This is a genomic window from Algimonas ampicilliniresistens, assembly GCF_030159955.1.
Classification (GTDB): domain Bacteria; phylum Pseudomonadota; class Alphaproteobacteria; order Caulobacterales; family Maricaulaceae; genus Litorimonas; species Litorimonas ampicilliniresistens.
Window position 1 is genome coordinate 1540112 of sequence record NZ_BSNK01000002.1, and the last position, 24812, is coordinate 1564923.

Genomic DNA, 24812 nt, shown 5'->3' on the forward strand with positions numbered 1-24812 from the left:
GACGTCAAACTTAGCTTTGTAGACTGTCCAGAATAGCGCGCTCTTCCGCCGATAGCGACGCGGGGTTGCCGATCAGCAAAATGCCTCGCTCGCCATCTTCCGCTTCAAGCAGGAACAGTGTGGCTTCATCGCCCGGGTCGGTGCCCGCATCTTTTTGAATAATGTCTACGGTGCGGATGGCTCGGTCTATGTAGGACCGTTTCGTTTCTCGGCAGAATAAAGCTGTTTCACGGATTTCGAAATTCTTGACGAAACCCCGCTCGGCAGCCTCTTCAAGAAGAGCTGGGATATCCTTGGACATGTGAGGGCTCCTGTCTTGTATTAATCGACCGTCATCAGATGCCGGATGAGGCAAAGCCTGAGTTGGTTGACATGCTAAGGTCATGAAACAAGTGCAAAGAGAAAGCGAGTCGCGGCTTTGGGAGGACAGAATGCGGATTTCCAGACGAGGAGCTTTGAAGACAAGCCTATTAGGCGGTTTGGCTGGCGGCCTGTCAGGATGCGCCACGTCTTCTATGTCAAAGCCGCATGCGGACTTGTCTGGCGCACAGTTCCTGCACGGTGTCGCATCGGGTGAACCGATGACGAACGGGTTCTTGATCTGGACCCGCGTCAGCCTGCCAGACGGTGTCAGTGGTGACGTTCCGGTCGCCTATGAAGTCGCGATCGATTTAGATTTCGAGAGGATTGTTGCGCGCGGCAAGACGCGAACAAACGGCGTCCGCGATTGGACGGTCAAGAGTGAAGTCCAAGACCTTAAGCCGGGTCAGGTCTATCATTATCGGTTCAGGGTTGGGGAGACTGTTTCGCCCATAGGCCGCAGTCAGACACTGCCCGCAGGGATGGTTGACAAAGCGCGGTTCGCCGTCGTGTCATGTTCCAACTACGCATTCGGACATTTCAATGTCTATGACGCCATCTCTCGGCGCGACGATATCGACGCGGTCATCCATCTTGGCGATTATATCTACGAATATGGTATTGATGGGTATGGCGGCGAGGTCTCGAAACAGATCGGTCGTGAGCATGTGCCGAGCCACGAGATCATCACGCTCGCTGATTATCGCGCGCGTCATGCCCAGTACAAATCGGACCCGGGCAGCATTGCGATGCACTCGGCTCATGCGCTGATTCCGATCTGGGATGATCATGAAACAAGTAATGATAGTTGGAAGGCCGGGGCGGAAAATCATGATCTGAGCGAAGGGGATTGGGACGAACGCCGCAGCGCCGCCTTGCGTGCCTATTATGAGTGGATGCCAGTTCGTGATCCGAAACCGGGGATAGCTGCCGAGGCTTTGCTACGAACGTTTCAGTGGGGCGATCTGCTGACACTTGCGACTCTGGAAACGCGGCTCATGGCGCGGTCTGAACCGCTCAATTACGATACGGTTGGCCCAACGTTAGCTACGCCTGAGGGGGTGGCTCAATTCAAGACGATTGACCTAGTGGACGAACGCCGTGAACTGCTTGGACAGCCGCAAGCCGCCGCACTAAAGATGACCATGACCCAGTCCGTTCAATCCGGAACGCGCTGGCGCCTGATCGCCAATCAAATCATTATGGCGGAAGTCCAAGCGCCGAATTTGATGCCTCTTATCAACTCGCCATCAATAGCTGCATTGGCAAAGCAAGTGCCTCAGATCCGAGATTACATTGCGCTGACGACCCTAGACGTGCCGCTCAATTTAGATGCGTGGGACGGCTATCCGGCAGCACGAGAGCGCTTCTACGACATGATGACGGCCGCCGGCGCGAGCGACCTTATCGTGCTGACGGGAGATACGCATGAATGGTGGGCGAATGAACTGTTCGCCAAAGATGGCCGACGGATGGGGGTAGAGCTTGCGACATCCGCGGTGACATCGCCTGGTGGGTCGGCCTATTTCGGCGAAGATGCGGCAACCTATTCTCGACTGCTGAACGAACGCAATGTGATGGTTCGCCATCATAACCCGTTTGGAAAGGGCTATATCGATCTTTCTATTGGTCGGGATTCTGCCCGGGCCGATTTCGTCAGGGTCGATACGATACTGACAACGGATTACACAGCGATGGTTGATGTGAGTTTCAATATCGCCCGTCAAAATGGGTCGGTGGTTTTAGACGCGCTGTAACTCTTTGGGCACTTTTTGGTCGGTCCTTCGTTGAATGGGTTGGTTCGTGTTAACCGAAGGCTTCCCATGAATTTCGACTTTGATCACCAGCAAACGCGGGATGCTTTCCGGCTAGGTTTACAATCCGCCGTCGCAGCAACCCTGTGTTATATCATTATCAAATGGATGGGCTCGGACGATGCCTTCCTCGCGGTCCTGTCCGCAGTCCTTATTGTGCAGCCGAGTATTGGTCGTACGGTTTCGGCGGGGTGGGAGCGACTTCTAGCGACACTGGTCGGAAGCGCGATCGGATTGGTATGCCTGTTTTTGCTGCCGAACGGGTATGGCGTTGCCGTTGCGCTCGCTATTGTCATGTTCGTGATGAACTTCATCGCCGGATTTCGCTCAAATTGGCGATATGGCGTGGTAGCCGCCGTGGCCCTCGCGCTCGCAGATACGAGTGGTGATATTGATGTCGCCCAAGCCCGCGCTATCGCCATTGGTATCGGAATTGTGGTCGGGATTGGTGTGAGCTTGATCGTCTGGCCTGAAAGCGCAGCTAAGCGGGCCGCCCGTCATAGACGGCAGGCCCTAAGAGCCGCTGCTGACCGATATGAGTGGGCGTTAAAAGACGAAGAAGACAGTGATCGCTCTGAGGCTGCGCGTCAGAAGTTTCATCAATCGCTGTCATCTTGTCGAACAGTAGCGGGGGCAGCGAAATCAACACAGAAGGACAGGCTTCACGCGACGATAGAAGCCATTCAGGAACTCTATAATTCGATCATTTTTCTGGATCGCGTCGACAGTCCATTGTCCCGTTTTGACGAGAGCGTCATCACACGAGACGACCTTATAAAAGCGGGCCGGACAGCGATTGAAGCGTTGTCGGAAGAGGATCATGATGGAGAGGCGGATGACGCCTTCGAACAGGCCATCGACAATGTCGACGATAGCCTGTCCGGTCGAGACCTTCAGGACGCAGATACCAAAGGGGCTGCCTCCGTCGCCTTCGCTCTTCGCGAAATTAGTCGCTGCATCGATAATATCAGGACGGCGTTGGCGTCCGAGGAAGGTCCGTCACTAACAGAAAAAGTGCCATCAAAGCTCAAGGAAATCATGCCGTAGCCCCACTCCAAGGCAAGTTTGAGGATAATCATAACGTTCGCCGCAGGCTCGTTTCATAACGTCCTGCAGGGGAACATATTATGGCAACAGTTGATATTCTGAGATGGCTGCACATCCTAGCGATGGTGTATTGGCTCGGCGGGGAATGGGGCGTGTTCCAAACGTCCTACAAAGTCTGTAATCCGAAGCTCTCTCTAGAGGAGAGAATGCGGCATATGGATACGGCCTACCGCATTGATATCATGGCCCGGACCGGGATTATTTCCTTGCTGCCGCTCGGCCTACATATGGGATATATTTGGGGCTTCCATCCTTATGGCGGGGCTTGGATGACCGGCATGTGGCTTGTCTTTGGTCTCTGGTTTGCGCTGACTTGGACTGCCTTTGCGAAACGCAAAGAACCAATCTCGGATAAGCTCTACAAGATCGAAGACTGGACACGTTACCTTCTTATTCCGACGCTGTTCATCGTCTCCATCACGTCTTTGATGGGCATGGGACCGTTTGAAGCAGGTGAGGGGCAGAATTGGTATGCGGCGAAAATCCTGACCTTTGCCTTGGCACTTTGCATCGGTGTCGTCCTGCGCTGGGTGATGTCCGAATGGCACACCCATTTCAGAACACTCGCCGAGGGACCGAATGCGGAAGTTGAAGCGTCGTTAAAACGTTCCATCGCGATTGGTCGCGGCGTCGCTTATTTCTATTGGATCCTGATTGCCGGGACAGCGTTCCTCGGTGCCGTCAAACCGTTCTAGCTTTTCGGCTATTTCGCTAAAGTGGCGACCATCACAGCTTTGATCGTGTGCATCCGGTTTTCCGCCTGATCGAACTGGATGCCCGCAGGGCTTTCGAAGACTTCATCCGTCACTTCCATTTCGCTGAGACCGAACGCTTTCTGGATATTTTGACCGACTTTGGTCTCCGGATTGTGGAACGCGGGTAGGCAATGCATGAATTTGGTCTCCGCATTACCGGATGCCGCCATCAGTGCGGCATTCACTTGATAAGGTTTGAGTAGTTTGATGCGCTCTGCCCAGACCGTGTCAGGCTCGCCCATAGACACCCACACATCCGTATGAATGAAATCCACACCCGCAACAGCGGCTTTTGGGTCTTCCGTAATGGTCAGAGAACCGCCGCTAGCCTCTGCGGCTGACTGCGCCGCTTGGCGGACGATGTCGTCCGGCCATAAATCTTTTGGCGCAGCGATGCGGACATCCATGCCCATCAAAGCCCCAGCGATCATCAGTGAGTGACCCATATTGCACCGCGCGTCGCCAACATAAGCATAGCTTATTTTACCAAGCGGCTTGTCGGAATGTTCCTGCATCGTCATCAAATCAGCCAACATCTGCGTTGGATGAAACTCGTCGGTCAGGCCGTTATAGACAGGGACACCCGCGTGCTCGGCCAGTGTTTCGACGATCTGCTGTCCGAAACCCCGATACTCGATGGCGTCATACATGCGGCCAAGAACGCGCGCCGTATCCTTCACGCTTTCTTTGCTGCCAAGGTGTGAGCCTTCCGGCCCAAGATAGGTGACGCCTGCGCCTTGATCGGCTGCCGCAACCTCGAACGCGCACCGGGTCCGGGTTGAGCCTTTTTCAAAGATGAGTGCGATGTTTTTGCCGACTAATCGGCGCTGTTCAGTGCCGGATCGTTTCGCATGCTTCAACTCAATCGCCAGATCGAGCAGGTAGCTTATCTGTCTCGCGTCGAAATCGAGCAGTTTGAGAAAATGTTTTCCGTAAAGTGGGCTGGCCATGCGCGCCTCCATGCCAATCTCAGGATCGGAAGTCGAGAGCCTGACGAACTCACGGGTTGGCTTTGTGCAAATCTTTCAGTCTGAATTGACACCGCTGTCATTTTGCAAGATGTTCACCGTAAACAGGTCAGCTCGAATTTTCATCGGGCGGCACGTCACAAGGGGAAAACCATGGCCAGTACGACGGTCAAGCCAGTCGATAATGACGGGCAGGCAAATGCCAGCTTCATCTTTCTAATCACAATCGTAGCGACGCTGGGCGGTTTTCTGTTCGGATACGACTCCGGTGTTATCAACGGCACGGTTGACGGGCTACAGCAAGCGTTCAATTCTGACAGCGTCGGAACGGGCTTCTCTGTATCGTCCATGTTGCTGGGTTCCGCTGTTGGTGCCTTTGCGGCGGGTTGGCTGGCGGATAAGTTCGGTCGCAAGAACATGCTGATTGCCGCGGCGATCTTCTTCATCATTTCCGCATGGGGTTCGGGCGTCGCAGGCGCACCGACGGAATTCATTATCTACCGCATCATTGGCGGTCTCGCGGTTGGGGCGGCTTCCGTGATGGCGCCAGCTTATATTTCCGAAATTGCACCCGCTGAGAAGCGGGGCCGACTGACCTCCATTCAGCAAGTCGCGATTATTTTCGGCCTGTTCCTCTCCTTTCTGTCCAACTATTTCTTGGCCAAGATGGCTGGCGGTTCGACTGCGGAATTCTGGGGCGGGTTCCAAACTTGGCGTTGGATGTTCTGGATGGAACTGATCCCGGCCTTCCTCTTCCTTGGCCTGTTGTTCTTCATTCCGAAGAGCCCGCGCTATTCTATGTTCAAGGACGACGAAACGACCGCCATGAACACGCTGACCAAACTGTTCGGCGCCAAGAAAGCGGCGGTTAAAGTCGGTGAAATCCGTGACTCGCTTGCCAATGACCACAAGCCGCGCTTGTCTGATACACTGGCCACGAAAGCGAGTGGAGGCGTCGTCTTCCGTACCATCGTTTGGGTCGGCATTGGCTTGGCCATGTTCCAGCAACTCGTTGGGATCAACGTCGTCTTCTATTACGGCGCCGTGCTTTGGCAAGCGGTGGGCTTTACCGAAAGTGATGCCCTGCTGATCAACGTTCTGTCGGGCGGTCTCTCCATCGCCGCCGTTTTGATCACGCTAGCCACGATTGACAAAATCGGGCGCAAGCCGTTCCTCGTTTGGGGTTCTGTCGGCATGGCGATTTCATTGGCTCTTGTTGCCTTTGCCTTCTCCAAAGGCGTCGTCGTCGATGGGACGTTGCAGCTTCCAGGTCAGATGGGCCTAATCGCGCTGATCGCGGCCAATGCTTATGTGGTCTGTTTCAACATGTCTTGGGGGCCGGTAATGTGGGTCATGCTCGGCGAAATGTTCCCGAACCAGATTCGCGGGTCCGGTCTGGCCATCGCAGGGCTGGCGCAATGGCTGACGAATTTCGCCATCACCTTCACTTTCCCGATCTTCCTTGCAGGTATTGGTCTTGCAGCGGCCTACTCGATCTACGCGGCTTTCGCGCTGATCTCAGTCTTCTTCGTTCTCTGGTTCGTCAATGAAACTAAGGGCAAGGAACTAGAAGATATGGATGGCTAAATCGTCTGATCTTGATTGATCGTCTTGTTAACCGAATGCCGAGTTGTTCCTCGGCATTCGGCATTTGCCGTCTAGGCGAGCAGGGTTTAATCTGTTAAAAGCCGATCATGCTTGAGGCGATCAAACATCTTCTTCTGGCCGTGCTGATGTTCTTTTTAGCACTGCTGTTAGGCCTTTAACCTCACCGAATCGTGATTTTGGTTGCGGGTGAGGCTTGGCTGAGCGCGATTGGCTGCCCCCTCAAAACATAACGAACAGATGAAATAGTTCCGCCAGAGGACCCTTCACCTTTCCGTGATGTCGATAGCCGACAGTCGAAGTGACGCCGTTACCCCTCGCGACGGGTCAGAAACGCCAAACGTTCAAACAGATGCACATCTTGCTCATTCTTGAGCAAAGCGCCGTGCAGCGGTGGAATCAGTTTGGACTTGTCGGTTTCACGCAGCGTTTCCGGATCAATATCTTCAACCAGCAGCAGTTTCAGCCAGTCAAGAAGCTCAGACGTGCTGGGCTTCTTCTTCAAACCAGGCATGGCGCGAACTTCGAAGAAACGTTTCAGTGCAGCTGACAGAAGTCGTGGCTTCAGATCCGGGAAATGAACGTTGACGATTTCGGCCATCGTCTGCTCGTCCGGGAATTGGATATAGTGGAAGAAGCAACGTCGCAGAAACGCGTCCGGCAGGTCCTTTTCATTATTCGACGTGATGATGATGATGGGACGTTGTTCAGCCGTGACCGTTTCGCCGGTCTCGTAGACATGAAAACTCATCTTATCGAGTTCATGCAGGAGGTCGTTTGGAAATTCGATATCGGCCTTGTCGATTTCGTCGATCAACAGGATCGGGCGCTCTTCACTCGCGAATGCATCCCAAATCTTGCCGCGCTTGATATAGTTGCCGATCTCATTGACCCGACCATCGCCGAGTTGACTGTCACGCAGGCGAGCCACAGCATCATATTCGTAGAGACCTTGCTGTGCTTTGGTTGTGGATTTGATGTTCCATTCCAGCAAGGGCGCGCCGAGTCCTTTGGCGATCTCATGGGCGAGGACAGTTTTGCCGGTTCCGGGTTCACCTTTGATCAATAGCGGACGTTCCAAAGTGATCGCGGCATTGACCGCCATCATCAGGTCCTTGGTAGCGACGTAATCCTTCGTACCCTCGAATCGCATCTTAAAAATCTCTCTGTTCCGGTTAATTGGTCGCTCTGTCGGGAGTAAATCCGCCCAACGCAAGAGCGTCTGACGCTAAAAAATCAGGCTTTTGAAGCGTTCCTTGGAATTATCAGCTATATGTGCGCCTGCCTCTTGAGCTTGAACGCATTGCGAAATAACGCGCCTCTATCCGGACGGTGTTCGGAACGCTCTCGATGGGATGAGCGAATTGGACCGACAGAGGCAAAATGCCCGGCGGTCTCTGCATCAACGCGTAGCGCTTGTTCGGGGAACGACCATGACCAAATCCAAATCAAAAACCGCCAAATCGGTCATCATTCCGGCCAACTATGTGCCGAGCGATGATGAGACCTTCATGAATGATCGGATGCGGGAATATTTCCGCCGTCGTCTGATCAATTGGCGAGAGGAAATCTCGGTGGAGACGCGCGGAACGGTCGAATATCTGCAAGGCGAGCGGGTCAATCACCCTGACCCGTCCGACGTCGCGACCTATAATGCTGACCGTCAACTCGAACTGCGCACGAAAGACCGACTTCGCAAACTTGTCCGTAAAATCGACAAGGCGCTCGCCCGCATTGAGGACGGGACTTACGGCTATTGCGAAGAAACGGGCGACCCTATCGGCGCACGCCGCCTCGAAGCGCGCCCCATCGCGACTATGTCGGTCGAAGCGCAGGAAATGCACGAGCGCGAAGAGCGCCTGCGGGCCGGCTAAGCCAACCCGCATCTGTCTAATCGGTTTTTGAGGTTAGGTGGTTTGGCCTAACGGGCCGCTTCGATGTAAGCGTTGACCCGTTCTTCCATCACGTCGAGCGGCACCGCACCGCTTGACAGCACCACCTCATGAAAGTCGCGAATATCGAATGCGTCGCCTAGGGCCGCCTTTGATCTTTCGCGCAACTCTAGGATTTTGATTTTACCGATCATGTAAGCGGTCGCCTGACCCGGCATAACGATATAGCGCTCGATAGCGTTGACGATGTCACCCTGAGGATTGGGCGTGTTCTCGGCCAAATAGTCGATCGCCTCCTGACGGGTCCACCGTTTGTGATGCAAGCCCGTATCGACAACCAGACGGCAGGCCCGCCAAAGTTCCATCGCCAGACGCCCAAAGTCAGAATAGGGGTCCTCATAGAAGCCCATCTCCTTGGGCAGATATTCTGAGTAGAGCCCCCAACCCTCGGAATAAGGCGTGTAACCGCCAAACTTGCGGAAGTTCGGCACACCTTCCAATTCCTGAGCAATGGCGATCTGCATGTGATGGCCGGGAATGCCTTCGTGATAGGCGAGGGCTTCCATCTGATAAGTCGGCATCCGCGCCATATTATAGAGATTGGCATAATAATAACCGGGACGAGAGCCGTCGGCTGCCGGCCTCGAATAGAAGGCTTTGCCCGCGCTTTGTTCGCGGAAGGCTTCGACCGCGCGGACTTCCATCTCCGCTTTTGGTTTCCGTAGAAAGACTTCGTCCAATCGGCCTTCCATCACGTCGATGATCGATGTTGCCTCACGCAGATAGCGCGCTTTTCCATCGTCATCATTCGAATAGTAGAATTGCTCACTCGTGCGCATGAATTCGAAGAAGTCCTGTAAATCGCCTTCGAACCGGACGGATTTCATGATCTCGCGCATTTCGCCGTGTATGCGGTCGACCTCGCGCAGGCCAATATCGTGGATCTCATCGGCCGATAAATCTGTCGTGGTCATCCGACGCAGGCGATACGCATAATAGTCCGCACCGTCGGGGAGTTTCCAAGCCCCGTCATCGTCACTCGCACCCGCCTGCTGGCGGCGTAATTCCGTTTCCAAACGCCGATAGGCTGGGCCAACAGCATCGTCCATCGCCTCAATCGCGTCAGAGAATAATCTCTCGCGCGTGTTATCAGGCAGGTCGAGCAGATCGACCTTCTTTTTAAAGTCGTCCAGGATCAGGTTGAGGTCTTCAGAGTCCTCAAACGGAGCTCCGGACAATATGTTGCTAATATCGCGCAAAACATGGGCGTAGACGAATTTGGGCGGCGCGATGCCGCGATCAAAACTCTCGGCCGATCGTTGGATGACGGGATCGAGCTTCTCTGGAATACCAGCTAGGCGCGCAATATAGGCTTCCGCTTCGGCCTCATTGTCGATGTTGTGCTGATTCAACAAGAAAGTTGGAATCCCGGAATGGGTGCCGCGCATCTGATTGAATGGGTAAGAATAGCCGTACCAGCGCATTCCTTCGAGCCGGTCTTGGGCATTCTTGACGTAAAGTCGGTGGGATAGAGTAGCGTCTTCATCCAGCGTGGCGACATCGACTTCCTCGGTCAGGAAATCGAGGTCGGACTGGGCGCGGTCCATGCGGTTAAGCCACGCGGCTTTGGTTTCGTCATTCCATTCGCCTTGACGTTGTTTGCGTCCAAGCTGCGCCAGATATTCGGGACGGTTGAGCGCTTCTTCTTCAAATCGGCGGGCGAACCACGCATTGACGCGATCTGACTCGGATTGATCGGATGCGATCGGCGCGGCGTCAACTTGCGGCGTTGGGGTCGATGTGGTCGCGGGTACGTCAGCCTGAGAGCAAGCGGCGAGTAGAGCGAGCGTGACGGCAAGGGGGCGGAGGTAGCTCATGACTTATCCTTCGTATCAGTGATGTATTGATCAATATTGGCTTCGAGAATTTCGAGTGGAACAGATCCGTTTGTCAGGACCGCATCATGGAACTTTCTTATATCAAAATCGTCACCCAATTCGGCCTCGGCTTTCCGGCGTAATTCGATGATTTTGAGCTTCCCGATCATGTAAGCCGTCGCTTGACCCGGCCAGACAATGTAGCGGTCGATTTCGGCCCGCACGTCGCCTTCGGGATTGGGGATGTTTTCTAGATAGTAGCTGACCGCTTTTTCGCGGTCCCATTTCTTGGCATGAATACCGGTGTCGACAACGAGGCGCGCAGCCCGGAAAATCTCCATGCCCAACTGCCCGAACTCTTTATAGGGGTCGGTGTAGAGACCGAGTTCTTTCGGGACTTCCTCAGCATAGAGCGCCCATCCTTCAACGAAGGCTGTGTGGCCGCCAAGCGTGCGGAATTGGGGAAGTCCCTGCAATTCTTGTGCGATGGCGATCTGCATGTGATGGCCCGGAATGCCCTCATGATAGGCCAGCGCCTGTTGCAAAAACTTCGGCTGATCAGCCATGCTTTTGAGATTGATATAATAGGTGCCGGGGCGAGAGCCGTCGAGCGCAGGGCTATCATAGAAAGCGCCAAAGGCTGTGGCTTCGCGGAAAGGCTCGACCCGTTTGACGATCATGTCAGCTTTGGGTTTGGTCAGAAATAATCCGTTCAACTGCCCGCGCATATCGTCGATGATCGCTGTCGCATCAGCGATGTAGGCAGCGCGACCGTCTGCATCATCTGTATATGAAAATTGCGGGTCGCTACGAAGAAAAGCGTAGAAGTCTTGCAAGCTGCCTTCGAATTCCACCCGGTCCATGATTTCCTGCATTCGGGCCTGAATGCGGGCGACCTCATTTAAGCCAATCTCATGGATTTCTTCGGCAGTCATATCCGTCGTTGTGTAATGTTTCAGGCGCGTGGCGTAGTAATTGTCCGCGTCCGGCAGTTTCCAAGCGCCGTCTTCATCTGTCGTCATCGCGGCCTGTTCTTCAAACATGCGTAGCAAAGAGAGGTAGGCAGGCTGAACAGAGGACAGCATGGCCGTTTCGGCTTGGTCAAGCAGTTCCGATGTGAGCGCATCACCAAGGTTAGCTGTTTCTAACTTGGCTTTGAAGTCGGTCAGGATCGGGCTGTCGCCATCCCCTTCGGTGAAGGGGGCGCCAGTAATGATATTGCGCGATGGTCCTGAAATCTTGTCATAGACAAAGCGCGGTAATAGCACGCCGGCGTTGGCTTGCGCGCGGGCGCGGGCTTCAGCTTGTCCGAAATAGTCGTCAAACGCTTCAAGACGAGAGATATAGGCGCGGGCGTCGCTTTCGCTTTCGATTTTGTGGAAGTTGATGAGAAAACTCGGCAGGTTCGAATGTGGCCCGTTCATATGCTGAAAAACGTAGTCGTTTTGCGAAACGGAATGGGTGGCTAGCCAATCATTCTGTTCGACTTCAAACAGTTCGTAAGACAGTCGTGTCTGAGTATCGAGGCGATCAATATCGAAGTCGCGCCGCATTTCTGTGAGCCAGCTGCGACGCAGCGCGGCTTCCTCATCAGCTGCGGTCTGGCTAATGTCATCAAGGCGGTCCAAACCCTCAGATCGGCCCAGATAGGTCTGACTCATCGGCGATCGTGCAAGACCTTCCTCGTAACGTTCGACAAACCAAGCGTTGAGGCGCTCACTCTCTTGTTCCACAATCGCTTCGCGACTGACGTCCTGACTGCTTCCAGGGAGACATCCCGGCAGAACAGTCGCCCCGATCATCAAGCTAGCAATGGCAGCGGTGGAGAGATGTTTCATGAAGCGGAAATCCGTGGAAGGAGCACTATGGTTCGCTAAGGTCTTAAACTCTCGCCACAATGTCAATTTAAACGCTAAAGCTAGAAATATGAGTGACGTGATTCCCAGTGATACGACGCCCTATAAGGAACCGAGCCAGTTGGCGGGGTGGATTGGCATTATCGTGCTTGTCGCGCTGGTGCTTGTCGGTAGTATTTGGGGCGCCTTGGCTTGGAACAGTCTTGAGCCGGGCTTGCAGGTCTTGGTCGGCGGCGTGATCGCGTTAGCGGTCCTGCTGGCCTCAGCCATGTTGATCGTAATGCGTGCCGGGGGACGGAATGATCGCCGCGCAGAACGCCGGGATAGTCTGTATAGCGACGCGTTCTTTCAATCCGTTCGACCGCAGCTGATCACGCGCGATGGAAAACCGACCCTCGCGAATCGCGCTTATCTGGATGTCGCGCGTAAACTCGATGTGCAGGTTCTGGGTGATACGTTGCCAACACTGGACCGCGTCTTTTCGACGACCGAGTCTGAAGGCTCCGCCGCGATCTTCCGACTGCATCATATGGCTGCCGATACGAAGCGCGCAGAAGAAGAACTCAATCTTATCATGCCGTCCGGTGTTCTGTCCCGGTTTCGGATCACGGTCTCACGTCTGGTCGCGGGTCCGAATGATCTGTTGTGGCAAATCGATGAAATCGCAGGGGCGGATGATGCGACATCCTCGCTCGCTGAGGCTCCAATCGGCCTATTTTCAGTCACGCGCGACGGACGGGTTCTCGCGATCAATGCTACAATGGAACGCTGGCTCGGTGGTCCTGATGCGCTGACCCCGGCGCATGTGAACGAATTTATTGAAGATCCGCTTGTGCTGCTCGAATCAGATGCGGTCCACGGTAAGACCGTCCGCGCTGATACGCGGTTGCTGACACGCAAGGGCGTCGTCACCCCGACTGTGATGATTGCGCGCTGGACAGCAACGGATAGCGGCGAGTTGATCGCCTCCGTCGCGCTGCACGGACATACGTCCCGGCCCAGTACCGATAAGGGCGCTTCGGCGCGTCCAAGTCTCTCTGCGTCTCCCGCTGTTGGGCAGGTTCATCAGCAAGCCTCGGCTTTTGCCTCGGTTCCTTTCGGTGTTCTTCATGTCGATGGCGCGGATATCAACACGGCCAGAGTGACCTATTCCAACAAGGCTTATCGAAGCCTGTCCGGTCGCTCTGACCCGGCGGGCGAAACATTCGCGTCTCTGTTCGAGGGGCAGATGGTCAAGAAAACGCTGGCCGGCATGTCGCCTGCGGACATGAGCGATCTTGGCGCCATTGACGTCACACTATCAGGATCGAACAGCGTGCCTGTAGCGCTCTATGTTGTTCCGGACCCTATCGTCCCAGAGCGGCTCTGGGCTTATCTCGTTGACATTAGCGCGCGCAAATCCCTCGAAGAACAGGTGCAACAAAGTCAGAAAATGCAAGCTGTCGGACAATTGACGGCGGGTGTTGCGCATGACTTCAACAATCTTCTGACGGCTATCCGCCTCAACACGGATGAACTCCTACAGCGTCACCCTGTGGGCGATCCGTCTTATCCGGAGTTGCAGAACATCAATGCCACTGGCGCAAGAGCGGCGGCGTTGGTCAAAAAACTACTCGCCTTCTCTCGCCAGCAAACGCGCCGGGCAGAACGTATCGATGTCTCCGAAGCCCTGTCCGATATGTATCTGACGTTGAAACAGACCTTGGGCGGTCAGGCTCAGCTAGAAATCAACCACGCTCGTGATCTTCCGCACGTGATGGTGGATCGGTCGCAATTCGATAATGTGATCATGAACCTGTGCGTGAATGCGCGCGATGCGATGGAAGCACAGGGCGGCGGCCGTATTATTATTGGGTCTGAACGTATTTCGCGCGCATCCGTGTCTGACACTGGCCTGCAATCTGCGCTGAAGGAATTCCCAGTCGACGATATCGTCCTCATTTCCGTTTCAGACTCTGGTACGGGTATGTCGGACGCAGTGAAGGGCAAGATTTTCGAACCATTCTTCACGACCAAGGATCAGGGCAAGGGCACAGGCCTTGGACTCGCCACTGTTTATGGTGTCATCCAACAATCGGGCGGGCATCTGGCCGTCGATAGTAAGCTAGGCGAGGGGACGACCTTCAAGATTTACCTGCCTGCTGCCCCTCGGTTGGGTGAGGACGAAAAGGTCGTGGTCAAAGCACCGCCAGCCGAACGCAAGCCCGCCGATTTGGCCGGGCAGGGTAATATTCTATTCGTTGAGGACGAGGCGGCTGTCAGGGTCATCGCCGCAAAGAGCCTGCGCAAGCGCGGCTATCAAGTTATTGAGGCGGAAGACGGCGAGGAAGCGCTCGAGATATTAGAGGCTACGACCGAGCCGTTTGACCTCCTTCTCTCGGATGTGGTCATGCCAGGTCTGGATGGGCCGGGATTGCTCAAACAAGGTCGGCACTTACTCGGCGATGCGCGCATCGTATTCATTTCAGGCTATGCGGCAGAGAAGTTCTCCGACCTGCTGGCAGAAGAACGCGATGTGACCTTCTTGCCTAAGCCGTTTACTTTGGCGGAGTTGGCCGAAAAGGTGAAATCGGAAATTGGTGAGGCGGTTGGATAACCGACAAGATATTTTAGCGTAATATGAAGGGCGTTCAAAGTTTTCTGTTCTTTTTTTGTTCTTTGCTTGAAAAGTGAGAACAAACATGAAACATAGCGTTTATACGGCAGTCCGATAAAAGCCGCGACTTTCCTGGGGGACCGAAGGGCTCCGGCACCCCGCGATTGGAGACTTCTCATGGCGAGAAACACAACCCCGCTCAAAGTTGTCGAGAAGGCAACTGACAAGAATAAATCCGCAGCACTCGACGCGGCCCTCTCACAGATCGACCGTTCGTTCGGCAAAGGCTCTGTGATGAAGCTGGGCGATAAAACGTCCATGGATGTAGAGAGTATTTCTACCGGTTCACTCGGACTCGATATCGCGCTCGGTATAGGTGGCCTACCAAAAGGTCGGGTCATTGAGATTTATGGTCCTGAGTCATCCGGGAAAACAACACTCACTCTGCACGCTATTGCTGAATGTCAGAAAACGGGCGGGGTCGCGGCATTCATCGATGCTGAACATGCGCTTGATCCTGTCTATGCCGCTAAGCTGGGGGTGGACGTCAATGAGCTATTGATCGCACAACCCGATACGGGGGAGCAGGCGTTGGAAATTGCCGATACGCTCGTCCGGTCTGGTGCCGTTGATATCCTTGTTATCGATTCCGTTGCCGCTCTGACGCCGCGCGCGGAATTAGAAGGTGATATGGGCGACTCGCTACCGGGTCTTCAAGCGCGGTTGATGAGCCAAGCGCTCCGTAAGCTGACAGCCTCCATCTCCAAATCGGGCTGTATGGTGATTTTCATCAATCAGATTCGTATGAAGATTGGTGTGATGTACGGGTCTCCTGAGACGACAACGGGCGGCAATGCGCTGAAGTTTTACAGCTCAGTCCGGCTTGATATTCGCCGCATCGGTGCCATCAAAAATCGTGATGAAGTTGTGGGCAATCAAACACGCGTGAAAGTGGTTAAAAACAAGGTGGCCCCGCCTTTCCGTCAAGTTGAATTCGATATCATGTATGGTGAAGGTATCTCCAAAACGGGCGAGCTGATCGATATGGGCGTGATAGCCGGCGTTATTGAAAAGTCAGGGTCTTGGTATTCTTACGGTGACGAACGCATCGGCCAAGGCCGCGAAAACGTCCGCAAGTTCCTCATTGATCATCCAGATATGATGGCGGACATTGAGCAGAAGATCTTGCGCGAAAAAGGTCTTCTAGACGAAGAGCTGCTGATGCCGTCTGAAGAACAGGTTGAAGATGATGGAGTTTCCCCCCAATTAGGCGTTGGTGCTTAACGCACCCACCTGATTTTTGTTGATGAGCCGGGCCACAGGTCTGGCGGAAATCGGGACGCGGACTGCGAAAGCAGTCCGCGTCCTTTTTCGACCGGTGACCGCATCCGTCCTGCGGTAACAGGTCGATTCCGTCCGGGGGTTCGGAATTCACGCATGGTCCGTCCACCATGTGCCGGATCCCCGGGCACCAAATGAGGCCTCGCCTCCATCATGAAAAACATGATGGGGGTGATCGCCTCAGATGCGACATTGCAACGGGCTGATCGTGTGTCGGTTCCAATAGATAGCAGTGACAATTTGGCCCAGTATGTCAGCTAGACCGAAGGGGCTTCGGTAGAGACGACTTGGCACTGGTGGCGGGTCTGACTATAGGCCGCGCATGACTAACTCGACCGTGTCCCTTGCGGAAATCCGCGCGCAATTTCTCGATTATTTTGGGCGCAATGATCATGTGGTCCTGCCATCGTCTCCGCTTGTCCCAGACAATGATCCGACGCTCCTCTTCGTCAACGCGGGAATGGTGCCGTTCAAAGATAATTTTACAGGTCAGAGAACACCGGATGCGCCCCGCGCAGCGTCCTCACAGAAATGCGTTCGGGCGGGTGGAAAACATAATGATCTGGATAATGTCGGCTATACGGCGCGACATCATACTTTCTTCGAAATGCTCGGAAATTTCAGCTTCGGAGACTATTTCAAGGAACAAGCGATCAGCCATGCTTGGGAATTGGTGACGAAGGATTTCGGTCTCGCCAAAGATAAGCTGCTGGTCACCGTCTACCACACAGATGATGAAGCCTTCGATCTATGGAAAAAGATCGCGGGTCTGTCTGATGACCGCATCATCCGCATTGCGACGTCTGATAATTTCTGGGCGATGGGCGACACGGGACCTTGTGGTCCGTGTAGCGAAATTTTCTATGATCACGGCCCTAGCATCGCCGGGGGACCCCCCGGGTCTCCGGATGAGGATGGCGACCGGTTCATCGAAATTTGGAATCTCGTTTTCATGCAGTATGAGCGCCATGCCGATGGCCGGCAGGTCGATCTGCCCCGTCCCTCAATTGATACGGGTATGGGTCTGGAGCGTACCGCCGCGATCCTGCAGGGTAAGCATGATAATTATGATACGGACCTGTTCCAGACCCTAATCGGTGCGTCTGTTGAGCTGACCGGAGCCAAGGCAGAGGGCGAGGCAAAATTCAGCCACCGGGTTATTGCCGATCATTTGCGTTCCTGTTCATTCCTGATGGCAGACGGGGTTAGTCCGTCGAATGAAGGACGCGGCTATGTGTTGCGCCGGATCATGCGCCGCGCGATGCGTCATGCTCACCTTCTGGGTGCAAAGGATCCATTAATGCACCGCTTGGTCCCAACATTAGTCGATGAAATGGGCAATGCATTTGGTGAGCTTAAACGCGCGCAGGCTTCAATCGAGGCAACCTTCGAACAGGAAGAAGAGCGGTTCCGTCGTACCCTTGGACGCGGCATGGGTTTGCTTGAGGAAGCCACGTCACGTCTTGGAAAGGGCGACGAATTGCCAGGCGAAACAGCGTTTAAACTCTACGATACTTACGGGTTTCCACTCGATTTGACTCAGGATGCCTTGCGCGGACGCGGGATCGGTGTCGATGTCGACGGGTTCGAAACCGCCATGGAAAAACAACGCGCGAAGAGCCAAGCTGATGGCGGCAAGTTTGACACAGCGGGCGCTGATGACGTGTTCAAAAAACTTCGCGAGGAAAGTGGAGCTACTGCGTTCACTGGCTTTGATCGCCTGTCTGAAACGCACGAGATCGTGGCGATACTCCAAGACAATCAACGCGTCGATCGCGCGCAGCCCGGCCCGATCATGTTCCTGACCAAAGAGACACCGTTTTACGCCGAATCGGGTGGTCAGGCGGGAGATCACGGTGTGGCGCAGTTTGATAATGGGGCTCGGATCGAGGTTTCCGATGTTCAGAAGAAGGCCGGCGATCTGCACGTTCATATCGGGACGCTGACAGGCGAGATCTCTGTAGGAGACAGTGCCCTTATTAGCGTGGATCCCGGTGTGCGGGAGCGGACCAAGCGCAATCACTCCGCGACACACATTATGCATGAGGCTCTACGCCGTGTGCTCGGCGAACACGTCACCCAAAAGGGGCAGATGGTTGATGGCGAGCGTATCCGATTCGATATCAGTCACGGCGGTGCGATCACGCGCGAAGAACTGGCTAAGGTCGAGAATGAAGTGAATGCGATTATCCAACAAAACGCCCCGGCCTCAACGCGGTTGATGGCTCCAGAGGCCGCGATCGAGGCGGGCGCAATGGCGTTGTTTGGCGAAAAATATGGCGATGAAGTGCGCGTTCTTGCACTTGGTCGCGACGCAGACGGATCCGACTATTCGGTCGAGCTATGCGGTGGGACGCATGTTGATCGGACCGGTGACATCAGCTTGTTCAAAATTGTCTCTGAAGGCGCTGTGGCCGCTGGCATTCGGCGTGTCGAAGCCGTGACCGGGGAGGCGGCACGCCAATATCTTGAAACGCAAGCTGGATACACGCGGGCGGCGGCGGATCAGCTGAAAGCCAAGCCGGAAGATGTACCGAGCCGGATTGAAACGCTGATGGCGGAACGTAAACAGCTGGAGAAAGACCTCGCGGAAGCCCGCAAGCAACTCGCGCTCGGCGGCGGTGGCGGTGCAACCGCAGGGCCGGAAGAGATTGGTGGCGTGCAGTTTGTCGGACGTGTACTTGACGGGATCAGCGGCAAAGAGCTCCGTCCAATGCTGAACGAACAGCTTGCTAAGCTCGGTTCCGGTATCGTGGCTTTCGTTGCGACGGAGGGAGCGAAGGTCGCGGTCGCGGTCGCGGTATCTGATGATTTGACGGGACAACATTCCGCTGCCGATTTGGTCAATGCCGGCGCAGCGCAAGTGGGCGGTCGAGGCGGTGGCAAGCCCGCCATGGCACAGGCAGGCGGTAGCGAGCCTGAAAACGCAGACAAAGCTCTAGCAGCAATCAAAGCGGCACTTGCGGGGTAGATAATCTTATTCCGGCAGAGGCCGGGACAAGACATGTCTCGCTAAATGCCGAGATCGACTTCCAACTCGCCGATGGAATGCGTAAAGTTGTTGGGCAGCACGGTCTGTTTGCCAGTCCACGCAATGTTCGGGAACCGATTGAAAATCTGTGTGTAAGCAGCGTTAAGCTGCATATTGGCAATCCGCTGCCCCATGCAAACGTGACTACCTACGCCAAAAGCGATGTGTCGTGACGCGTTCTCGCGTGTGATGTCGAACTGGTCCGGATTGGCAAACATCTCCGGATCACGATTGCCCGCACCATACCACATGACGATTTTTTCGCCCTTGGCGATCTGTTGGCCGCGGATTTCCGTGTCGTTCAGCGCGGTGCGGCGCATATACATGACGGGGCTGACCATCCGCACGATCTCATGGACCATGTTCGGGATCAGCGAACGGTCGGCCATCACCTTGGCTTTCTGATCCGGGAACTGCCCGAGTAGACGCAGGCCTCCGGACATAGAATTCCGCGTCGTGTCATTGCCTGCGATAATAATGAGCAACCAAGAGCCGTCCAAAAATTCGTCGGGTAGGCGTTCGCCATCAATTTCGACATTGGCAATGGCGGACAGTAAATCATCCGTCGGCTCGGCACGACGTTTCAGCAACATGTCCCGCCCATAAGCAAACATGGCTTCGACCTGTGTGAGGAAATTCATTACCAGTTGGGGATCGACGGACGACAAATCCTGTGTACCAAGAACGTAAGATGCCATTTCCAGCATATCCATCCATTCGCGGATTTTCGGGCGATCAGCCTCTGGCACGCCGAGCATTTCGCAAAGAGTGAAGAGGGGCAGTTGAGATGAGAAATGCTCGACCCAGTTAAGTTTTGGTCCGACCTTGGCGACATTGTCCAACAGGTCTGAAATCTTCGCGTCGACCTTTGTCTTCAAGTCAGCAACATAGTTCGGTTTGACAAACTGCATATGTTCGCGGCGCAGCTGCATGTGATGCGGCGCGTCGAGACAGATCATAGTGTTAAGAGAGGCGGAATGGAGCTTAGGGTGTTGCCGCTCGCCCGTAGCGTAGGCCATCATGATTCCGCCCATTTGTGACGACCACGTCTTTGTGTCCAAGCTCGCTGCGCGAATATCATCATAGCGTGTCAGCGCCCAGAACCCTTCAAGTTTCTTATTGGCGAGTGGGTGCCACATGACGGGGGCGGACTCCCGCATCGCTTTGAACGCGTCCCAAGGTTGTTCACCTGCAAAGTTGAGCGGTTCGCCAAGATCGACCGGCGGAGTCATGGGGAATTTGATCGGATTGACCGGGTCTTGTGGGCCGCGATCCGGAAGGACCGTTTCCGTCACCAACTGCAAACCCATATGTCTCTCCGTTATGGCTCGGCGTCAGGTTCCTTCCGGACGACCGATGACTAGTTTGAACGGCCGGATATCGACATGGTCAGGCAATCCGGCCTTGGCGTAGGGATCCTGCGCCAGCCATACGTCCAATGCCTCACGCGACGGCGCTTTGACAATGAGGAGGGACCCACGCATCGCATCTGTGTCATCAAGCCAGGGTCCAGCGGTCATAACAACGCAATCGGAGGGCTGTTTCAGCCAATCAAGATGATCAGATCGCACCTTTGAGCGAATCGTAAGGCCATCAGGGACGTCGCGGGAGAGGATCATGAAATCGGGCATGAGCCTGCCCTATAGCGATCCATCCGGAACGACAAATGGAAGGCCCTAGCGGGACATGAAAAATTCGTCCGAGATCAGACAACGCTGCGAAAATTGGGCTGAGTCGATAATGGTCTGGAGAACCGGGTCCATAGGTATGGCGGGTCTGTCGGATTTTTTGCGATATCTGTCGATCGCGAGCGTCGGGGTTCTGCTTTCAGATGGTTTCACGCGATTGGCAATGTTGCGATAATCTCCCACGGACAGTTCATATTTCATGATTTTGGTAAGGCAGACGCAGTCCGCCTTCGTGCGGCCCGCTTCAATGCAATGATTGGTGATGTGGCGATTTTCCATATCGGTCGGCACAAGCTTGGCAGGCACAAATGATGCGGGATCACTGGTGACGAGAGTCTGGGTCGTGCCAGCTTCCGCGCCGGAGTTAATCGCGAACAAAGCGATTAGCGCGGATGCTGCAAAGGGCGCAGCAATGATTGACCGTTTCAATGTGCCCATTGGGCTTATGTCCTAATAAATATGTGTGAAAATGGAACGCTCGGTTATGACGGCGGTTCCCACAGATCAGCGGAGTTTTTCTATATTCAATCGTATGAAACAACAAAGGCCCCCCGGATAAACCAGAGGGCCTCGTTTTGAAGTTTGGGTCTCACGGGACACCATGCCCGCTTCGTTTGTGGTCGACGCTGTGGACGCATCCGGCGCGTCAGCCCTACCCAGTTTCGCGTTTACGAAAGGCTGAACTAACAGTTCTGGGCAGACCCCTCAAAAAAGATAGACAAACTACACCTCCTTTCTCAACGCGGCCCCACAATGGGACGGCTACCGATAAATCATCTCTGAGATGAATCTGTGTTCGCTGCAAGCATGAAGTTATGTGAAATTTCAGCGCGCGTTAACCGACCATAAACTGTCGAATCACGCAGCGTCGGGGATGAAATCTAGGGCGACGCCGTTGTTACAGTAGCGCAGTCCCGTCGGACGTGGTCCGTCCTTGAACACATGACCCTGATGGCCGCCGCAGCGCGAACAGTGATATTCGGTCCGGGGGACGACCATTTTAAAGTCCCGCTTCGTCTCAATGGCGCCATCAATCATTGTAAAAAAACTGGGCCAACCCGTGCCGGAATCAAATTTCATTTCTGTCGTGAAGAGCGGCAAGGCGCAGCCTGCGCAGATGAAGGTGCCTGAGCGTTTCTCATCGTTTAATGCACTGCTGAACGGGCGTTCTGTGCCCTCTTTGCGAAGCACGTGAAATTCTTCCGGGCTAAGTCGGTTCTGCCAGTCTCCTTTAGAGAGATTGGCCCAGTCGATATGGCTTTCTGTTTCGCTCATGACATTAGTCTTTCTTTCGGTGTTTGTGCGGCTTTGCGGCGGCGTCTGGGCTTGGCTACCGCCACAGGCAGCCAGGACAAGGGCGGATCCGCCAAGGGCAAATGTGCGTCGGTCGAGCATATCGATCTCCATAATTACAAGCCCTAGATGGTCTTTCTACGCGCGGTGCACCAATCAGGTTTCGCTCACAGTTGAGTGATGAAAAGCGCGATAATCAATAGCCCGGCTGCCCAGCCGTTGGATTTAAACAGTCGCAGAGCGCGCGACGTGTCGCTTGGGTCAAGACGATAGATTTGCCATATCAGGTGAGCGGCGAAAGGGACCGCCGCGAAGGCCGATATGGGTGACTGCGATGAAAATAGCCCTGCGGCAATCAACAGGACGCATAGACTATAGCTGAGCGCGACCCCGATGCGAACGCGATCCCCAAAACGGCGCGCCGTGCTGCGAATGCCGATAACAGCGTCATCTTCAATGTCTTGCAGGGCATAAATCGTATCATAGCCAACGGTCCAACAGGCGAGGCCCGCATAGACGAGCCCGATTGTTGCATCGAGGCCGCCTGTCTTGATCGCGTAAGCAACCAACACAGCCCAGTTGAAGGTCAGGCCCAGCCACACTTGCGGCCACCAGGTGATGCGTTTCATAAATGGATAAGCGGCGACAAGTGGCAGAGCGGCGAGGGCGATGAGCTTCGCGCCCCATGGTAAAGCGAGCCAGACACTGAATCCGATTGTCAGTTGTAAGGCCAGCCAGAGCCAAACCTGCCACAACGTTACGCGGCCTGATGGCAACGGGCGGGAGGCGGTCCGGTCAACTTGTGCGTCCAGATCACGGTCGACAATATCATTATATGTACAGCCCGCGCCGCGCATAGCGATGGCCCCGATCAAAATCAGCGCGCCCCAATAGAGTGGTGACCAACTTTGCCAATCTGGTCGGCAGAGCCAGGCGGGAACAACCAATCCGATCCAACCGGGCAGGGCGAGCAGCCAGTAACCGACCGGACGATCCAGACGGGATAGTTGCAGATAGGGCCTCAGCCCAACAGGCGCGCGGTTGACCCAGTGCGTTCGGGCCGCGTCGGCAACTTTCACCGACGCGCCTCATAAAGCGCGATGCCAGCGGCTGTCGCTACATTCAGGCTCTCTGCTTCTCCGGCAATCGGCCCAGACTGCATTGGGATGCGCGCTAGAACATCGCAATTTTTCGCCACCAACTCACGCAAACCCGGACCTTCTGCGCCCATAACAAGGGCGTAGCGGCCGCCGCCTGACAGAGCGTCTGCGACAGTGGTCTCAGTTTCGCCCGCTAAGCCGACCACTGTGTAGCCGAACATTTGTAGCGTTCTAAGCGATTGAGCGATGTTGACTTCAAGGCAGATTGGAACGGTTTCGATACAGCCAACAGCGACTTTGGCGGTCGCGCCTGCCATGGGTGGGGCTTTGCGAGTCTGCATCACCATGGCTGTGACGCCAAAGGCACTGGCTAGTCGTAGCATTGCGCCAACATTATGTGGGTCAGTGATCTGATCGAGCACAAGAATCAGGGCGTTATCGTCAGCATCGTCAGCCAATTGTGACAGGTCAGGCCATTGTAACGGCGCTGCCTTCACGGCGACGCCTTGATGCGCCGCGCCGCGCGGCAGGGCGGTGTCGATATAGTTCATGGCGACAATCTTCAGATTGGCGCGACCTTCAGAGAGGCCAAGGCGTTCTGCAGCTTGTTCTGTCACCATGATCTGGTGAATCGTGCGTCTAGGATTGGCAATCACGGCCTGAACGGCATGCCAGCCCCAAATCCAAGGATTCGTCGGGGTTGTGCGATTGCCACCGTGCTTCCCACGGTTGTGATTCGGTCGCCGCGGTGTGCTTGTCGCCCCTTGAGAGCGCGTACCAGAGGATTTTCGCGGCGTGTCACGAGACGTGCCAGGAATCATCCCTTTGGACTTATAGGGCGACTTATTCGCTGATTTCCCCGGTTTACCCGAGGATCGGGCAGAGTCGGACGGTTTGCGCCTGCCACGCTTTTGCCCGGTTCTACCTGCGTTTTCGTTCTTGCGCGGACCATCGTCCATCGTTATATGCCCGCTTCGATCAACATCATGTCTCTGTTCTCGGCGCGGCTAACACGATGGCTGCTTGGGTGACAGAGCGTTTTTTGTTGGAAGCAGCACTTTCGTGGATTTCGACCCTCGGCCGGGTCGATATTCGGAGCAGGAGTTTTCCCTATGGAGGGGTGGCCGAGTGGTTAAAGGCGCCAGACTGTAAATCTGGTCACTATGTGTACGTTGGTTCGAATCCAACCCCCTCCACCACTTCCGCGAATTTACGACGAGGCGAAGAAAGCGGTCACGCTTGACGGGGTCTCGAAAAGGACGCGGCGGGTATAGCACAATGGTAGTGCAGCAGCCTTCCAAGCTGAGTATGCGGGTTCGATTCCCGCTACCCGCTCCAGAATAAAGGTTCACCGCAAGGTGGGCTAAGACGAAAAACAAACCCTTAACGGCCTGATTGGTGGGCCAGATGAGAGGACTAGCCAGATGGCGAAGGAAAAGTTCGAGCGTAACAAGCCGCATGCGAACATCGGCACGATTGGTCACGTTGACCATGGTAAGACGACGTTGACGGCAGCGATCACGAAGTAT

Annotated in this window: 20 protein-coding genes and 2 tRNA genes; 11 read left to right on the plus strand and 11 right to left on the minus strand. The window is 54.9% G+C overall.

The annotated features are described in order from the left end of the window. Window positions 1-10: 10 nt before the first annotated feature. A complete protein-coding gene (locus QQL54_RS15295) occupies window positions 11-301 on the minus strand; it encodes a hypothetical protein (protein WP_284392430.1) in 291 nt (96 codons plus the stop codon). A gap of 130 nt (window positions 302-431) precedes the next feature. Here QQL54_RS15295 and QQL54_RS15300 point away from each other — a divergent pair, with 130 nt between their 5' ends. The 3 genes from QQL54_RS15300 (at window position 432) to QQL54_RS15310 (ending at window position 3976) form a co-directional block, all read left to right on the plus strand. Then, window positions 432-2117 (plus strand): alkaline phosphatase D family protein, encoded by a 1686-nt coding sequence (locus QQL54_RS15300; protein WP_284392432.1) that lies wholly within the window; start codon window positions 432-434, stop codon window positions 2115-2117. Window positions 2118-2183: 66 nt separating this feature from the next. Beyond that, window positions 2184-3221 (plus strand): FUSC family protein, encoded by a 1038-nt coding sequence (locus QQL54_RS15305; RefSeq protein WP_284392435.1) that lies wholly within the window; start codon window positions 2184-2186, stop codon window positions 3219-3221. A gap of 80 nt (window positions 3222-3301) precedes the next feature. Further along, on the plus strand, window positions 3302-3976 hold the full coding sequence (locus tag QQL54_RS15310; protein WP_284392437.1) for a hypothetical protein: 675 nt from the start codon (window positions 3302-3304) through the stop codon (window positions 3974-3976). Window positions 3977-3984: 8 nt separating this feature from the next. On the opposite strand, the gene argF is transcribed toward QQL54_RS15310, so the two are convergent. After that, complete coding sequence (gene argF / locus QQL54_RS15315) at window positions 3985-4986, minus strand: ornithine carbamoyltransferase (RefSeq protein WP_284392438.1); 1002 nt, start codon at window positions 4984-4986, stop codon at window positions 3985-3987. A gap of 171 nt (window positions 4987-5157) precedes the next feature. Here argF and QQL54_RS15320 point away from each other — a divergent pair, with 171 nt between their 5' ends. Then, on the plus strand, window positions 5158-6591 hold the full coding sequence (locus QQL54_RS15320; protein WP_284392439.1) for a sugar porter family MFS transporter: 1434 nt from the start codon (window positions 5158-5160) through the stop codon (window positions 6589-6591). A 328-nt stretch (window positions 6592-6919) separates the two neighbouring features. On the opposite strand, the gene QQL54_RS15325 is transcribed toward QQL54_RS15320, so the two are convergent. Continuing rightward, complete coding sequence (locus QQL54_RS15325) at window positions 6920-7762, minus strand: AAA family ATPase (RefSeq protein WP_284392441.1); 843 nt, start codon at window positions 7760-7762, stop codon at window positions 6920-6922. 280 nt (window positions 7763-8042) lie between these two features. Here QQL54_RS15325 and dksA point away from each other — a divergent pair, with 280 nt between their 5' ends. Beyond that, window positions 8043-8483 carry an RNA polymerase-binding protein DksA gene (dksA, locus tag QQL54_RS15330; RefSeq protein WP_284392443.1) on the plus strand — a complete coding sequence of 147 codons (441 nt, stop codon included), beginning with the start codon at window positions 8043-8045 and terminating at the stop codon, window positions 8481-8483. Between the two features lie 47 nt (window positions 8484-8530). Here dksA and QQL54_RS15335 read toward each other — a convergent pair whose 3' ends face one another. Together QQL54_RS15335 and QQL54_RS15340 are read right to left on the minus strand one after the other, a co-directional pair. Continuing rightward, on the minus strand, window positions 8531-10378 hold the full coding sequence (locus tag QQL54_RS15335; RefSeq protein ID WP_284392446.1) for a DUF885 domain-containing protein: 1848 nt from the start codon (window positions 10376-10378) through the stop codon (window positions 8531-8533). Next, window positions 10375-12216 (minus strand): DUF885 domain-containing protein, encoded by a 1842-nt coding sequence (locus QQL54_RS15340; RefSeq protein WP_284392448.1) that lies wholly within the window; start codon window positions 12214-12216, stop codon window positions 10375-10377. Before QQL54_RS15340 ends, QQL54_RS15335 begins: the two co-directional genes overlap by 4 nt. An 88-nt stretch (window positions 12217-12304) precedes the next feature. Here QQL54_RS15340 and QQL54_RS15345 point away from each other — a divergent pair, with 88 nt between their 5' ends. The 3 genes from QQL54_RS15345 (at window position 12305) to alaS (ending at window position 19142) form a co-directional block, all read left to right on the plus strand. Next, window positions 12305-14830: an ATP-binding protein gene (locus QQL54_RS15345; RefSeq protein ID WP_284392450.1), complete on the plus strand. Its 2526-nt coding sequence runs from the start codon at window positions 12305-12307 to the stop codon at window positions 14828-14830. A 177-nt stretch (window positions 14831-15007) separates the two neighbouring features. After that, a complete protein-coding gene (gene recA, locus QQL54_RS15350; protein WP_284392453.1) occupies window positions 15008-16114 on the plus strand; it encodes a recombinase RecA in 1107 nt (368 codons plus the stop codon). 379 nt (window positions 16115-16493) lie between these two features. Continuing rightward, complete coding sequence (gene alaS / locus QQL54_RS15355; protein WP_284392454.1) at window positions 16494-19142, plus strand: alanine--tRNA ligase; 2649 nt, start codon at window positions 16494-16496, stop codon at window positions 19140-19142. 41 nt (window positions 19143-19183) lie between these two features. Here alaS and QQL54_RS15360 read toward each other — a convergent pair whose 3' ends face one another. From QQL54_RS15360 to QQL54_RS15385, 6 genes are all read right to left on the minus strand, one after another. Continuing rightward, entirely contained in the window at window positions 19184-20512 is a 1329-nt protein-coding gene (locus QQL54_RS15360) for a cytochrome P450 (protein ID WP_284392455.1), read from the minus strand. A 24-nt stretch (window positions 20513-20536) separates the two neighbouring features. Beyond that, window positions 20537-20833 (minus strand): YciI family protein, encoded by a 297-nt coding sequence (locus QQL54_RS15365; RefSeq protein WP_348520740.1) that lies wholly within the window; start codon window positions 20831-20833, stop codon window positions 20537-20539. 45 nt (window positions 20834-20878) lie between these two features. Then, window positions 20879-21328, minus strand: coding sequence for a hypothetical protein (locus tag QQL54_RS15370; RefSeq protein WP_284392456.1), 450 nt, complete (start codon window positions 21326-21328; stop codon window positions 20879-20881). 420 nt (window positions 21329-21748) lie between these two features. Further along, on the minus strand, window positions 21749-22285 hold the full coding sequence (gene msrB / locus QQL54_RS15375) for a peptide-methionine (R)-S-oxide reductase MsrB (protein WP_284392457.1): 537 nt from the start codon (window positions 22283-22285) through the stop codon (window positions 21749-21751). Between the two features lie 65 nt (window positions 22286-22350). Further along, on the minus strand, window positions 22351-23262 hold the full coding sequence (gene ubiA / locus QQL54_RS15380) for a 4-hydroxybenzoate octaprenyltransferase (protein ID WP_284392458.1): 912 nt from the start codon (window positions 23260-23262) through the stop codon (window positions 22351-22353). Continuing rightward, complete coding sequence (locus QQL54_RS15385) at window positions 23259-24242, minus strand: TrmH family RNA methyltransferase (RefSeq protein ID WP_348520741.1); 984 nt, start codon at window positions 24240-24242, stop codon at window positions 23259-23261. Before QQL54_RS15385 ends, ubiA begins: the two co-directional genes overlap by 4 nt. A gap of 155 nt (window positions 24243-24397) precedes the next feature. On the opposite strand from QQL54_RS15385, the gene QQL54_RS15390 reads away from it, so the two are divergent. The 3 genes from QQL54_RS15390 to QQL54_RS15400 all read left to right on the plus strand — a co-directional run. After that, a tRNA-Tyr gene (locus tag QQL54_RS15390) sits at window positions 24398-24482 on the plus strand. Between the two features lie 65 nt (window positions 24483-24547). After that, window positions 24548-24621, plus strand: a tRNA-Gly gene (locus QQL54_RS15395). Window positions 24622-24707: 86 nt separating this feature from the next. Then, the coding region (locus QQL54_RS15400) for a GTP-binding protein (RefSeq protein ID WP_233354145.1) at window positions 24708-24812 on the plus strand (105 nt) is incomplete at its 3' end.

Excerpts from the sequence above, each read along its gene's own strand:
- QQL54_RS15295 (WP_284392430.1), bottom strand. The coding sequence starts at position 301 with ATGTCCAAGGATATCCCAGCTCTTCTTGAAGAGGCTGCCGAGCGGGGT.
- QQL54_RS15300 (WP_284392432.1), top strand. The coding sequence starts at position 432 with ATGCGGATTTCCAGACGAGGAGCTTTGAAGACAAGCCTATTAGGCGGT.
- QQL54_RS15305 (WP_284392435.1), top strand. The coding sequence starts at position 2,184 with ATGAATTTCGACTTTGATCACCAGCAAACGCGGGATGCTTTCCGGCTA.
- QQL54_RS15310 (WP_284392437.1), top strand. The coding sequence starts at position 3,302 with ATGGCAACAGTTGATATTCTGAGATGGCTGCACATCCTAGCGATGGTG.
- argF (WP_284392438.1), bottom strand. The coding sequence starts at position 4,986 with ATGGCCAGCCCACTTTACGGAAAACATTTTCTCAAACTGCTCGATTTC.
- QQL54_RS15320 (WP_284392439.1), top strand. The coding sequence starts at position 5,158 with ATGGCCAGTACGACGGTCAAGCCAGTCGATAATGACGGGCAGGCAAAT.
- QQL54_RS15325 (WP_284392441.1), bottom strand. The coding sequence starts at position 7,762 with ATGCGATTCGAGGGTACGAAGGATTACGTCGCTACCAAGGACCTGATG.
- dksA (WP_284392443.1), top strand. The coding sequence starts at position 8,043 with ATGACCAAATCCAAATCAAAAACCGCCAAATCGGTCATCATTCCGGCC.
- QQL54_RS15335 (WP_284392446.1), bottom strand. The coding sequence starts at position 10,378 with ATGAGCTACCTCCGCCCCCTTGCCGTCACGCTCGCTCTACTCGCCGCT.
- QQL54_RS15340 (WP_284392448.1), bottom strand. The coding sequence starts at position 12,216 with ATGAAACATCTCTCCACCGCTGCCATTGCTAGCTTGATGATCGGGGCG.
- QQL54_RS15345 (WP_284392450.1), top strand. The coding sequence starts at position 12,305 with ATGAGTGACGTGATTCCCAGTGATACGACGCCCTATAAGGAACCGAGC.
- recA (WP_284392453.1), top strand. The coding sequence starts at position 15,008 with ATGGCGAGAAACACAACCCCGCTCAAAGTTGTCGAGAAGGCAACTGAC.
- alaS (WP_284392454.1), top strand. The coding sequence starts at position 16,494 with ATGACTAACTCGACCGTGTCCCTTGCGGAAATCCGCGCGCAATTTCTC.
- QQL54_RS15360 (WP_284392455.1), bottom strand. The coding sequence starts at position 20,512 with ATGGGTTTGCAGTTGGTGACGGAAACGGTCCTTCCGGATCGCGGCCCA.
- QQL54_RS15365 (WP_348520740.1), bottom strand. The coding sequence starts at position 20,833 with ATGCCCGATTTCATGATCCTCTCCCGCGACGTCCCTGATGGCCTTACG.
- QQL54_RS15370 (WP_284392456.1), bottom strand. The coding sequence starts at position 21,328 with ATGGGCACATTGAAACGGTCAATCATTGCTGCGCCCTTTGCAGCATCC.
- msrB (WP_284392457.1), bottom strand. The coding sequence starts at position 22,285 with ATGCTCGACCGACGCACATTTGCCCTTGGCGGATCCGCCCTTGTCCTG.
- QQL54_RS15385 (WP_348520741.1), bottom strand. The coding sequence starts at position 24,242 with ATGGACGATGGTCCGCGCAAGAACGAAAACGCAGGTAGAACCGGGCAA.